This is a genomic window from Bacillus paramobilis (assembly GCF_038096195.1).
GTDB lineage: Bacteria > Bacillota > Bacilli > Bacillales > Bacillaceae_G > Bacillus_A > Bacillus_A mobilis.
On sequence record NZ_CP151108.1, the window covers coordinates 4,230,946 to 4,243,281 of the forward strand.

Here is a 12,336-nt window from a genome sequence, read left to right on the forward strand (position 1 = left end):
CCATTATAACACTGTTTATGATTATTTGAAAGCTTTTGTTGCTTCAATCGCTTTTTTCCATCCAGCATATAGCTCTTCGCTTGTTTCCGCTTCCATCGTTGGTTCAAAGCGTTTGTCCATATGCCACTGTTCTTTAATTTCATCTTGGTTTTTCCAATATCCAACCGCAAGACCAGCTAAGTATGCTGCACCTAAAGCTGTCGTTTCATTGATTACTGGACGCTCTACAGGAACATCTAAAATATCACTTTGGAACTTCATTAAGAAGTTATTTTTAACTGCTCCACCATCAACGCGTAATGTTTTTAGTTCAATACCTGAATCTGCTTCCATTGCGCATAATACATCTTTCGTTTGGTACGCTAAAGATTCTAGTGTTGCACGAATAAAGTGCTCTTTCGTCGTACCGCGCGTTACACCAAACATAGCGCCGCGTACTTCACTATCCCAGTACGGTGTACCTAATCCTACGAATGCTGGTACAACGTATACACCGTCAGTTGATTCAACGCGAGAAGCATATACTTCACTCTCACTTGCATCTTTAAACATGCGCATTCCGTCACGTAACCACTGAATTGCAGAGCCTGCTACAAAAATACTTCCTTCTAATGCATAGTTTACTTTACCATCTATACCCCATGCAATTGTTGTTAATAGGCCATGCTCAGAAGCTACTGCTTTTTCACCTGTGTTCATTAACATGAAACAACCAGTTCCGTAAGTATTTTTCGCCATACCTTCACCGAAACAAGCTTGTCCAAATAATGCTGCTTGTTGGTCACCAGCTACACCTGCAATCGGTACATTTTGACCGAAGAAGTGATAGTCAATTGTTTCGCCATAAATTTCAGATGATGGACGTACTTCTGGAAGCATGCTCTTTGGCACTGTTAACATGTCTAGAAGCTCATCATCCCACTGTAAGTCGTGAATGTTAAACATTAATGTACGTGATGCATTTGAGTAATCCGTTACGTGCGCTTTACCGCCAGACAATTTCCATACAAGCCACGTATCAATCGTTCCGAATAATAGATCGCCGTTTTCTGCTTTTTCTCTTGCACCTTCAACATTATCTAAAATCCATTTTACTTTCGTACCAGAGAAGTATGCGTCAATTAAAAGACCTGTTTTTTCGCGAACCATTTCGCTATAACCTTTTTCTTTTAGCTCATCACAAATTTCAACTGTTTGACGAGATTGCCATACGATTGCGTTGTAAATTGGTTTTCCAGTCGTTTTATCCCATACAACCGCTGTTTCACGTTGGTTCGTAATACCGATACCAGCGATTTGTTCTGGTTTTACATCTGCTTCACTTAAGCAAGTTGCGATAACTGCTAAAATAGATCCCCAAATTTCTTGTGCGTTATGCTCTACCCAGCCTGGCTTTGGAAAATGTTGTGTAAACTCTTTTTGAGCTGAATGAACAATTTCACCTTTTTTATTGAACAGAATTGCGCGTGAGCTAGTTGTTCCTTGGTCTAATGAAAGAATATATTTTTTCATAATGGTTTCCCCCTATGCTACTTTTCTACTATTTGTATTGCTTTCACTTTTTTTACTTGTCATATAAGAGATTGCTAGTACAATCACAGTTGCAATAATCACATAAATAAGTGCTGCATTTTGTTTTCCTTCAAATACAACTTGATGGAATAATCCTGCAAGTGATCCACCTAGAATTGGACCAACTACTGGAATCCATGCATACTTCCAGTTCGAACCGCCTTTTCCTGCAATCGGAAGGAAGAAGTGTGCGATACGCGGACCTAAATCACGAGCCGGGTTGATCGCGTATCCTGTCGTTCCACCTAATGATAAACCAATACTTACAATTAAGAAACCTACGATAAATGGATTTAATCCATCTGCAAATTTATTTGCTCCAATTGCTAATATACCAAATACTAAAACGAATGTTCCAATCATTTCACTTAAAAGGTTTGTAAATGTGTTCGGAATTGCTGGGCCTGTTGCAAATACACCTAATTTTGTTCCTGGATCTTCTGTTTCTTTCCAGTGTGGTAAGTAATGTAAATATACAAGAACTGCCCCGATAATTGCCCCAATCATTTGTGCTGCGATATAACCTGGTACGTCACTCCATGGGAACGCTCCCTTAAATGCTAATCCTATCGTTAAAGCCGGATTCAAATGTGCCCCACTAATTGATCCAACTGCATACGCTGCCATAGCAACTGCTAAGCCCCAGCCCATTGTAATAACAATCCAACCAGAATCTTTCGCAAACGATTTCTTTAAACTTACACCAGCGCAAACGCCGCCACCAAGTAAGATTAACAACGCAGTCCCTACTAACTCTCCTAAAAATGCTGACATAGTATCCCTCCACAATCAATTTAAACGCTTCCAAATGTGATAGAGGTAAAATGAATGGCCATTCGTTTTTGTCAAAAGAAAAAGACCCACAGCTTTGCACGCTTCTATATAAATTTATATAGAAACAATGAAATGTGGATCTCTTCTTTTCTCCGTCACGTTTATTAACTTGTCTATAATGTTAACCTTTCATGAAAGCGGTGTCAACAGAATTTTTTCACATTTTCGTCACTTTTTTTGGTAATGTTTCCATAGTTCTTTTTTTGATGTCGTAATTGCTGTCGCACCAGCACTTAAAGCTCTTTCAACATCTTGCACAGTACGAATGAAACCACCCGCTAAAATCGGGACACCAGTACGCTCTTTCACTTCAGCAATCACATCCGTTAGCGCACCAGGAAGCACCTCTATATAATCCGGCTTCGTCTTTTCTAGCAAATTACAGCTCTTTTCCATCGCGCTAGAATCAATTAAAAAGATGCGTTGAATTGAGACGACACCCTTTTGCTTCGCCTTCATAATCACGCTCGCCTTTGTCGACAGTAACCCGTACGGTTTATATTCTTGGCATAAAAACTCCGTCGCATGCCCATCACTTTGTAATCCATGAATCAAATCAACATGTAAAAACACCTTTTTACTATGCTGCTTCGCAAGTGACACAACACTCTTCAATTGACCAACATGAATATCTAAAATAACAATATACTCATACGAACTATGTAATAGCTTTTCCAAATCTTTAATTTGCCTCACTGCCGGCAAAATCTTCTGTTCATGAAATTCCATTCTATATCCCCTTCCTGTCTATTCTTTATAGTACACAATTTGAGTAGAAAGAACAGCTAGTGCGGGGAATTATTTCCTCTATCTATATATTTTCTTCAACTTATCAGAAGCAGTGCCACCTATGACCATTAAGATGAGAGGTAAAAAATTCATTACATATGGTGCATCTGCTACAAGTGTAATGCTCGCCCCGGCAAACTTATTTAACATCCATACAACGATTTTGGTAAGAAACAAAAATACTCCTAGCATGAATAGACTTTCGAAAAACACCTTCCATTTTGGATATGCTAATTGTTTACTATCTTCAATAACTTTCTGCGTCAACTCTTCATCGCTCCTTAGCAGTTCATCAATCGTAATACCGAACAAATCGCTTAAATGAATAATAATTTCAATGCTCGGATAGTTCTTTCCCGTCTCCCATTTCGAAACTGACTGCCTACTTACATGAATTTTTTCAGCCAAATCATGTTGCGACCAATTTCGTTTTTCTCGTTCTCGTTTCAAGCGTTCACTAAAAATCATACTGTGTTTATCACCTCTCTACGTCTAGTATGGGCAAATAACTGATGAAGAGTAAAGCGAGTTGTCGTTGCGTAAGTTGTGCAACTTCTGCGTTACAGGTTGTAATGGTGCTATGTAGTGTGTATATTTCATATGCTATGCTCCTATAATAATTTCCCGAACAATAATCGTGCTTCTTAACATTGTCGCTTTGTGTCGGTAAGTCGATATATTGAAAAAATCGTTGGTATATTTCAATTTATATTCGATATATTTTAGGAAATAAAACAGTGGATAACAATACGTTATCCATTCTCCCCTAATTATAATAAAACCGAATCCTTATCAATATTCTGATTACCCTCCTTATCATTCTCCAAAAAGGAAATCGTTTTGTTGATTTCTCAACTTATACTAATATGGATAGCGCCAGGGAAATTACTGAAGAAATACAATTAGAACGAACAAAAACCCTGTAAAATTTATTACAGAGTTTTTTGCCAATTATTTATTGTTTTGCATAACGAATACGAACATTATCGTCCATATGATAAATTTGTAATGTGTTTCCATCATAGTTTTGTAATTTATACATCATACTATCATTTGTTAACTTTACTTCTTGACCGTCTTTAACTGCCTTGGTTACTTTTAAGGATAACTGGAATGACGGAACATCTACCGCATATGTTCCTGTTAGGTAGTTATCTTTATTCGGATAAGAACCATTCGCATAGGACTCAAATGTTTTATCACCTTTTAGTACTAACGTAGTTTTTACGCCACTACCGTAATCAACACCCCAATTCCCAATAATCTCAGTACCATCTTTGATGTTCTTCTCCATGTTTCCATAATTAATTCCTAACTCTTCACTTGTACCAACTGTACCTACAAATACTCCCGTTTTAGCTTGGCTTTTATCTGTTTGAGCCTGACTACCAGTAGTTGGGTTTGTCGGTGTAGAAGTACTTGTTGTACTATTAGATTTTTCTGTGGCTGTATCACCTTTTATTTCGGATCTTAACTTATCGAATGTAGGTTTCCAAATACGTTTTGCTTCCTCTAGTTTTGTATTTGCTTTATTTAAGATTTCCTTATCAGTCTCTAAGCTGAAGCCTTTATCGTTGAATAACTTCTCTATTTCACTGAATGTTTCTCTTAGTTTACCTGTCGCTCTTTCAATCTCTTTTTGGTCTTCTTTATGTTTTGGCGGTGCGTAAATCTTCTCTATCTTATCAAATACTTTATAGATGTCTTTAATACTATCTAATACCTCAGCTTTTGATTTACTTCCATTTCTCAAATCTTTTACAGAAGCATCATAGTAATCAAAACGTCTTAACATATCCTGTTCAATGTCTAATAAATATTGTGCATAATCTTCATCTAAAACTCGAACCTTTTGAACATCTTTACTTTCTTCTTTCGAATTAGTTGATTTTTCTTTCGTTTCAGCAGCCTTAGATTTACTCGTTTCTTCTGTCTTTTCTTCTTTATTTGCCGAATCTTTCACTGTAACACAACCACTTAATAATATGGCAACTGGAACTGCAGCAGCTATTAGTTTCTTCACTTTCATACCTCATACCCCTTTAAGTCATTTATTCTTAGTTGGTTTTACTACCGATACTCTTCGCTGCTTCTTCAAACAGTTTTGAACCTTCTTGTGCTTTACTTAATGATTGATGCATTTTACTCTCGTCTTCTTGGTCTAATGCATCAAAGAGAAGTTGGAAACAATCCGCATACAGTTCCATCGATTGCTTTATCTTCGCCTGTTCTCCCTGTAATTCAGGAGGCGCTTGTAGATTCTTCAGTTTCGTTGCAGTTGCCTTTGCTCCACCTAAACTCAGTTGTACTTCACTTTTCTTTTGTTTATATGATTTTACATCTGAATCTGCTATTCCTTCAATTAACTTCATTGTATCTTCAATTTGAGTAGCACTGTTTATGATATCTGCCTTGTACCTTTCAACATCTGAACCAGTTACCTTACCAGTTGAAGAACTAGATGCAGTTGAATTATTTGAAGCAGAACTTTGTTGACTACTTGATGAACTACTATTTGTACCTTCACCTTTCGCTACAGATAAGCTATCCTCTTTCTTGCTATCAGTTGACTTACTCTCTTTTTCAGCAGTCTTACTCTCTTTCTCTACCTTTTGCGTTTCTTCTTTCTTTGGTTCAGCTTTCTTACCATCAGTTTCAATTGTAATACAACCACTCAATAACATAACTGGTAACGCTAAACTTACTAATTTCTTTGCTTTCATGATTATTAATACCCCTTTATTTGTAAAATGTAGTGCAAACAAGTTAATATACTTAACTAATAAATTCTCCCAAATAATTTATCAGCATCTACTATCCATAGATTTCCTGTATATTCATAATATTTCCATATATCGTTTTACAGAGAATTACATATTTGGTCAAAGAGATTTATGTAGTCTTTAAAGGTAAATTTATTAAACGAAGAAAAATTTTAATCACAAAAAAGAAGCTAACCATAAACTGTTAACTCCTCAGCTGAAAATAAAATATTATCTTTCCTTATCTTCTAATATCTAGATTGGGATTGAATATTTGTAAGATGAACATCAAACATATCAATGATTTCAAGAAATCTATCAGCTTCACGGAAAACATGGTCTGCTAATAACGGATGAATGATACTCTTTATTTTACATTGCTCAATTAAATCACGTGCTGTTTTCTTAAAATCCCGAAGAGATGTAACCGACACACGATTTTGATCTAAAAATTGATCTAAAAGAGGGACTGTTTGGGATTGTGGCTTCATAGATTCCAAGTCAATTGCTTGATACATCAATTCATCAAAATCATTACTAAAATTCCGAGCTGTATCTACAAGCTTTCTTTCCGATGGATCAAGAAGATGACCAATAAATTTAGCATGGTCTGCCATAATCCTTAAAAAGAAAACATTTTCTTTAATAATAGCATCAGGAAGAGCATCTAATTTCCCTTCATTTAATTGTATTAAACGTTTTCTAAAATAATCAGCTTCCCTACTTGTATGGTCAACTAACAGCGGAAAGTTATTTTGTCCTGGCAATTTACATGTGAGAATTAACCCTAAAATTTTTCGTTTAAATCCCCAAATATTAGTTGCGGCTTGTTGTACTTCTGCATTAAATCTTTTTATTTGCTCAGGATCTGTTTCATTTGTATAGGAATGCGCTATTTGTTCAATATGTTCAAACAATCGATAAAATTGATTAGCCTCTTCGATTAGTTGCGTATCCTCGCATCTAAACCCTAAGCGAAGAAAAAAAGAATGCTCCTTCATGATTCTAGACCAAAAACGAATTTCATTTAATGAACGCTCAACAAACATTACAGACGTAACACCCGTATCAGGATGTAATGATGTTTCATCCCTATGCATTGTTAATCCCCCCCGTAGATACTGCGCTAGTTCCATTCTTATGAGGAAACATATATATATAAATACCATCAATAAAGGTTCATGATGAATTTCGTATACATGCTTCCCAAAAAGAAAAAAGGCTACCACCTAGATGTAAAGTTCTACTAGTTGGTAGCCTTTCAAAATTTCTATTAAAGCAATACCGAATCTTTATCACTATCCTGATTCCGTTTCTCTCGCTCTTCTTCTAAACGCTTCATATACACTTCGCCTTCTTTTTCGATAAACTCATTATCCATCTCTTGCTCTTTTTTTGAAGTATATAAAACCATGTAGCCACTTAATACGATCCCTACGATTACAAGATACACCCACCATGGTAAAGTTTCCACTGTACTTCATTCCTTTCCTTAGACAAGCCTTATTAGTTTCACTGTATGAGGAAAGAAGTGGATTTATGCTTAAAATTTATCCCGCTTTAATGGGCAGTAAGACCCCCACCTCAAAATTTAGCGAAAGCAAAGAATTTAGGTGGGGGATCAACTGCCCATTAAAGTCCGATTGGTGAGGGCTGATAATCAGTGGGGGATGAAGCCCCCCCCCTGATTAAAGTTTCACTTTATTGCGGATTCTTCGCGAAGAACGCTTGTACATATTCCATAAACTCTATTGGTTCCTGGCGAAACGGTGCGTGGTATCCTTTTTCAATGATATGGAACGTACTATCCGTAAATAGCTGATGATACAGTTCACCATTTTTCCAAGAAACGCTCTTATCGTGTCGTCCCCATATAATTAAAGTCGGCACCTTAATTTTATCTGCTTCCATCGCGATGCGGCGCTCTCTCATTTTCGTAAGCTGATCATAATGCTCTTTATCGTCGCGACTATTTTTTACTGCATTTTTATTATAATCCGTAATCTCTGTTACAGTTTGTAAGTCTGTCGATAACGGCGGCACTTCATAACTTTCTTTTTGCTGGAAAGATTCTATCCCTGTAGAATCCGCTAAAATGAGATGCGTTACTGCATCCGGATATAAATACGCTAAATTTAGAGACATCTCTCCGCCCATCGAATGACCAAGTACTGCGAATTGATCGTATCCAAGTTTCTTCATTAGTTTATAATATAAATTCACTTGCGCAGGAAACGAATACTGAAAATCAACCGGCTTAGAAGAACGCCCAAATCCTAAAATATCAACCGCGATAATCGTGTGATCCTTTACAAGTTCCGGATAAATATCACTAAATCCATCAGATGAACCACCAAACCCGTGAAGCATAAGTAAAGGCGGCTTCCCCTCACCAATTTGCTTAAAATAAATCGTCTGCCCATCAATCTGCGCCATACTCTCTTTCGTATTCAGCTTCATCATAACAGTATTTTTCACTTCTCCAACCTTCGCAATCGGCTTATCAACGAAGTTACATACGATTAACAAAACGAGCACAATACCGCTAATGAAATAAAATTTAAACCGTTTCAAATTCCCGTCTCCTTTCTCTTGTTGCTATTTAAAGTTTTTACATTATTTGGTTGTTTTATGATTAATTTTAATTGTAACTATAACAGTTACAGTTATATTAAAAAAATATTACTCACTTCTATTAGTGATGGTTACTTTGTAACTATTATAGTTACATATTTAAAGTAAGTCAATTCTTTTCTCTACATGACCTAAAAATAGAAAGGGACTTCATGTTGAAGTCCCTTTCTTTGTTATTATAGTTGGCTTACTCCGCCGCCATCGCCTCTATTATCTGCTGGTGCTCCGCCATCTCCTCTATTGAAATTGGCTAGCGCTCCTCCACCGTCCCCGACACTTACATAGTCTGGTCTTGCTGGCGCTCCACCTGTATCTCCTCGACTAGCGTATTGATTAGATTCAGTAGAATTGTTTAAGCCTATCGCTAAAGTCCCCAAAAGTGCTAATCCTGTTATTACTTTACTAAGTTTTTTCATTATTTCAAAGCTCCCTTTTCTAAATATTTTTCATTTGCTTTATTATTTATATAAAAATATTTACTTGCTTTGATATGATTATCTTCTTCATAAAATTGCATTGCTAATTTTTCACTGTATTCTTTTATACATTCTAACAGATTTTTACTTTCAAAATACGCAATGCTTTCTAATACAATTTTCTCTATTTCATTCGCATTAGAGCCCTTATTCAATTCTTCCAATATCATAAAACGATATTGAAATTCTTTATTTTTTAATTCATTACATATTTCAATTCCCATCGCAATATATTTTTGCGCTAACTCAACTTTACCCAATTTACAATACTCTTCAGCCACTGTAAAAATCGATTTATAATGTTTAGGTAATTTCTCAGCAACTTCAGAAGCATGTCGAATTGCTAAATCAGATAGATTTTGAGTACCATATAACCAACCTAAATTGTTTCTAATCATCAGAACGTACTTTTTATGATTTACTCTTTGGAATACATCTAAAGCAATATTAAAACTTTCTTCTGCTAATTCAAATTGCTTTAATTCCACGCAACATAAACCATATATATTTTCACATAATGCAACATTAATTTGGTACCCAGGATGATTTACAAATTCTTCTTTCGCTTTTTGAATGTGGTGAATAGCTTTCACTTGCTGGTATGTATGGTAGTAAAATTCACCTAAACGATAATTAAATTCTGCTTTTTCACAAGGATTTTGAATGTATTCTAATAATTTTGCTGCCTGTTCAAATTCTTTACTAGCTTCCTCATAATTTTCAACCATTCTAAAATAAAGCGCTTTAAATAAATGATAATAATAAGCTAGCACACCTTCTTGAGGAGCTTCAAAAGATTCTACTTGATTAAAGTTACCTTCTTTAATGGAAACCCAATCATTCAAAACTTGATACCTAAAATTCAACAAAGCATGATAAAGCAATACATCCTGATCCACATCCAGCCCACTAATCTTACTATCAATCTCCTCTTTCATTTCTGTGGCTTTCTCTATATTTTGCTGCAACATTACACAATACCAATCATCTAAAGAATGTTTCATTTGCTCCCGTGTTACTACGTCTGCTCCCATACACCTGCATCTCCTTTTCTCAAACTTACAAAATTAGGATATTTATACAATTATCCAAATTGTATATTACCACCCCTTTTCTATGTATTGAAAAATAATTGTCAGAAAATTTATAATTTAAATGAATTATACCAAATATTTCTATTTTAAAAACTTGAGAAACATTTTTCAGAAAATTTTATAGACCAAATAAAAAAACAAGCAGTTCCAGCGATCAGCTAAAACTACTTGCTCTCCTACTTACTATCTCTATTGTTACTCTTTAATAAATTCCTTCGTGCTTCTTACTGTATCAATTGGACGAACTAATTTTTCGATTTCTTCACGTTTTGGCTCTAGGAACGGAGGTAATGATAATTTTTCGCCAAGTGTTTCATATGGCTCATCTCCCATAAATCCTGGGCCGTCTGTTGCAAATTCAAATAAAATTTGCGGTGCTACTCTTGCGTATAATGATTCGAAGAAGTGACGATCTACATATCCAGATGACGGAAGACCAACGCTACCGATTCTCTCAATCCATTCTTCTAATACAGCGCGATTTTCTACGCGGAATGCAGCATGGTGCACTGTACCAAAACCTTGTCTTGCTTCTGGAAGAGCCGTATTATGTTCTACAATGACAGAAGCACCGTTTCCGCCTTCGTTTACTTCAAATAAATAGAATTCTCCTTCTTGCGCAATCTCTTTAAATAATAGAACTTTTTCTAACACTTCTTTAAAGAAACTAAAGTTTGCGATGCGGATAAATACAGGTCCTAAGCCAGTAATTGCATATTCTAATGGAACTGGACCGTTTTGCCACGGTGTACCTGATTCTATCCCATTATCTAATTCATCCGAGATTAATTGATAGTGTTGATCATCAAAGTCAACGAACGAAAGAGTTTTCTTACCAAATTGCTCTTTAATTCCTGTATGCTCCACTTCAAGACGGTCAAAACGGTTCACCCAATACGCTAATGCTGCATCAGTTGGAACGCGGAATGAAGTTTTTGAAATTTCATTTGTACCGTGTACTCCTTTAGAAATACCTGGGAAGTCAAAGAATGTCATATCCGTTCCTGCACTACCTTTATCATCTGCGAAGAATAAATGGTACGTTTGAATATCATCTTGGTTTACTGTTTTTTTAACTAAACGCATTCCTAAAACGTGAGTGAAAAACTCATAGTTCTTTTCTGCACTACTTGTAATTGCTGTAACGTGGTGAATTCCTTTTAATTGGTTCATTTTATATTCCTCCAATGGTTTTTAAATTTATATTTTCTCTTCTATTATTTCTCTTCAATAGGTGCTAATTTCGCTTCAATTTCTGCTCGCTGATCTTCTAAGAACGGCGGTAAATCAAGTTTTTCCCCTAAATGTTCTACATCTCCATCAACCGTAAATCCTGGTCCATCTGTCGCAATTTCAAATAGGATTCCGTTTGATTCGCGGAAGTATAAGCTTTTAAAGTAGAAACGATCGATAATACCTGAAGAATAGAAACCTTTTTGTATTACCTGTTCTTCCCAATAAGCTAGCTCTGCATCGTTTTTTACACGAATCGCTAAATGGTGAATGCTACCGCGGCCCGGCTTTTCAGTAGGACCATCTAAATATTTCACAACGATTTCTCCAAAGGCTTCTCCTTTAATAGATTGGAAAATCGCTTCTTCGTCATTTCGGCTAACTTCTGTATAACCAAATATATCTGTTAGTGTACTCGCCAGTTTATCAAATCTACGCACTGTCATTTCCACAGAACCCATTCCTTGAATTTGATGTTCAACAGGAACTTCTGATTTCTCCCACGTTTCCCAGTGCTCCACTTTTTCTCCGTTTGAAACGATTAGCACGAGGCGAAGACCTTCCGCATCCTCAAATTGCAAAGCAGGACGATTTGCATATGTTGTTATTTCGCTATGTTTCACACCAAATTTCTCAAATCTTTCTTTCCAGTAATGTAAACTTTCCTCTGACGGAACGAGTAATCCGATTCGCGTAATTGCATTCGTACCACGGTACGTTTTTCCTACTAAAGGCATTTCAAAAAATGATAGTTCCGTACCTGGGCTCCCTGTTCTATCTCCGTAAAATAAGTGATACATCGATGGATCATCTTGGTTTACCGTCATTTTCACACGACGTAAACCAAGTACGTTTTTATAAAAATGATTATTCTCACTTCCGTTTTTTGTAACCATTGAAATGTGATGATGCCCTTTAATTTCATACATTGATAATTCCTCC

13 protein-coding genes are annotated in these 12,336 nt (G+C 36.0%); all 13 read right to left on the reverse strand.

Annotated features, from left to right (window positions below):
• Window positions 1–21: 21 nt before the first annotated feature.
• Entirely contained in the window at window positions 22–1,512 is a 1,491-nt protein-coding gene (glpK, locus tag AABL52_RS21680) for a glycerol kinase GlpK (RefSeq protein ID WP_000760000.1), read from the reverse strand.
• A gap of 12 nt (window positions 1,513–1,524) precedes the next feature.
• Window positions 1,525–2,346, reverse strand: a complete 822-nt coding sequence (gene glpF / locus AABL52_RS21685) for a glycerol uptake facilitator protein GlpF (protein ID WP_001272205.1) — start codon at window positions 2,344–2,346, stop codon at window positions 1,525–1,527.
• 228 nt (window positions 2,347–2,574) lie between these two features.
• On the reverse strand, window positions 2,575–3,135 hold the full coding sequence (glpP, locus tag AABL52_RS21690) for a glycerol uptake operon antiterminator GlpP (protein ID WP_000394296.1): 561 nt from the start codon (window positions 3,133–3,135) through the stop codon (window positions 2,575–2,577).
• A gap of 78 nt (window positions 3,136–3,213) precedes the next feature.
• Window positions 3,214–3,663, reverse strand: coding sequence for a helix-turn-helix domain-containing protein (locus AABL52_RS21695; RefSeq protein WP_341518388.1), 450 nt, complete (start codon window positions 3,661–3,663; stop codon window positions 3,214–3,216).
• Window positions 3,664–4,150: 487 nt separating this feature from the next.
• Window positions 4,151–5,224, reverse strand: coding sequence for a DUF3994 domain-containing protein (locus AABL52_RS21700; RefSeq protein WP_000865188.1), 1,074 nt, complete (start codon window positions 5,222–5,224; stop codon window positions 4,151–4,153).
• A 28-nt stretch (window positions 5,225–5,252) separates the two neighbouring features.
• Entirely contained in the window at window positions 5,253–5,918 is a 666-nt protein-coding gene (locus AABL52_RS21705) for a DUF7018 domain-containing (lipo)protein (protein WP_341518389.1), read from the reverse strand.
• A 287-nt stretch (window positions 5,919–6,205) separates the two neighbouring features.
• A complete protein-coding gene (locus AABL52_RS21710; RefSeq protein ID WP_000554482.1) occupies window positions 6,206–7,057 on the reverse strand; it encodes a DUF2935 domain-containing protein in 852 nt (283 codons plus the stop codon).
• 173 nt (window positions 7,058–7,230) lie between these two features.
• The gene (locus tag AABL52_RS21715; RefSeq protein WP_000449229.1) at window positions 7,231–7,431 is read right to left on the reverse strand and encodes a sporulation YhaL family protein; all 201 of its coding nucleotides are present in this window, start codon (window positions 7,429–7,431) and stop codon (window positions 7,231–7,233) included.
• A gap of 227 nt (window positions 7,432–7,658) precedes the next feature.
• On the reverse strand, window positions 7,659–8,531 hold the full coding sequence (locus AABL52_RS21720) for an alpha/beta fold hydrolase (RefSeq protein ID WP_098146519.1): 873 nt from the start codon (window positions 8,529–8,531) through the stop codon (window positions 7,659–7,661).
• Window positions 8,532–8,767: 236 nt separating this feature from the next.
• Window positions 8,768–9,007, reverse strand: coding sequence for a Phr family secreted Rap phosphatase inhibitor (locus AABL52_RS21725; protein ID WP_000736511.1), 240 nt, complete (start codon window positions 9,005–9,007; stop codon window positions 8,768–8,770).
• Window positions 9,007–10,101, reverse strand: coding sequence for a tetratricopeptide repeat protein (locus AABL52_RS21730; protein ID WP_000500574.1), 1,095 nt, complete (start codon window positions 10,099–10,101; stop codon window positions 9,007–9,009). The genes AABL52_RS21725 and AABL52_RS21730 overlap by 1 nt, the downstream gene beginning before the upstream one ends.
• A gap of 255 nt (window positions 10,102–10,356) precedes the next feature.
• A complete protein-coding gene (locus AABL52_RS21735) occupies window positions 10,357–11,334 on the reverse strand; it encodes a ring-cleaving dioxygenase (protein WP_341518390.1) in 978 nt (325 codons plus the stop codon).
• A 44-nt stretch (window positions 11,335–11,378) separates the two neighbouring features.
• Window positions 11,379–12,323: a ring-cleaving dioxygenase gene (locus AABL52_RS21740; RefSeq protein WP_341518391.1), complete on the reverse strand. Its 945-nt coding sequence runs from the start codon at window positions 12,321–12,323 to the stop codon at window positions 11,379–11,381.
• Window positions 12,324–12,336 lie beyond the last annotated feature (13 nt).

Bases quoted from the DNA above. Each gene is read 5' to 3' on its own strand.
- AABL52_RS21725 (WP_000736511.1), bottom strand. From the start codon at position 9,007: ATGAAAAAACTTAGTAAAGTAATAACAGGATTAGCACTTTTGGGGACT.
- AABL52_RS21705 (WP_341518389.1), bottom strand. From the start codon at position 5,918: ATGAAAGCAAAGAAATTAGTAAGTTTAGCGTTACCAGTTATGTTATTG.
- AABL52_RS21700 (WP_000865188.1), bottom strand. From the start codon at position 5,224: ATGAAAGTGAAGAAACTAATAGCTGCTGCAGTTCCAGTTGCCATATTA.
- glpF (WP_001272205.1), bottom strand. From the start codon at position 2,346: ATGTCAGCATTTTTAGGAGAGTTAGTAGGGACTGCGTTGTTAATCTTA.
- AABL52_RS21740 (WP_341518391.1), bottom strand. From the start codon at position 12,323: ATGTATGAAATTAAAGGGCATCATCACATTTCAATGGTTACAAAAAAC.
- AABL52_RS21735 (WP_341518390.1), bottom strand. From the start codon at position 11,334: ATGAACCAATTAAAAGGAATTCACCACGTTACAGCAATTACAAGTAGT.
- glpK (WP_000760000.1), bottom strand. From the start codon at position 1,512: ATGAAAAAATATATTCTTTCATTAGACCAAGGAACAACTAGCTCACGC.
- glpP (WP_000394296.1), bottom strand. From the start codon at position 3,135: ATGGAATTTCATGAACAGAAGATTTTGCCGGCAGTGAGGCAAATTAAA.
- AABL52_RS21730 (WP_000500574.1), bottom strand. From the start codon at position 10,101: ATGGGAGCAGACGTAGTAACACGGGAGCAAATGAAACATTCTTTAGAT.
- AABL52_RS21695 (WP_341518388.1), bottom strand. From the start codon at position 3,663: ATGATTTTTAGTGAACGCTTGAAACGAGAACGAGAAAAACGAAATTGG.
- AABL52_RS21710 (WP_000554482.1), bottom strand. From the start codon at position 7,057: ATGCATAGGGATGAAACATCATTACATCCTGATACGGGTGTTACGTCT.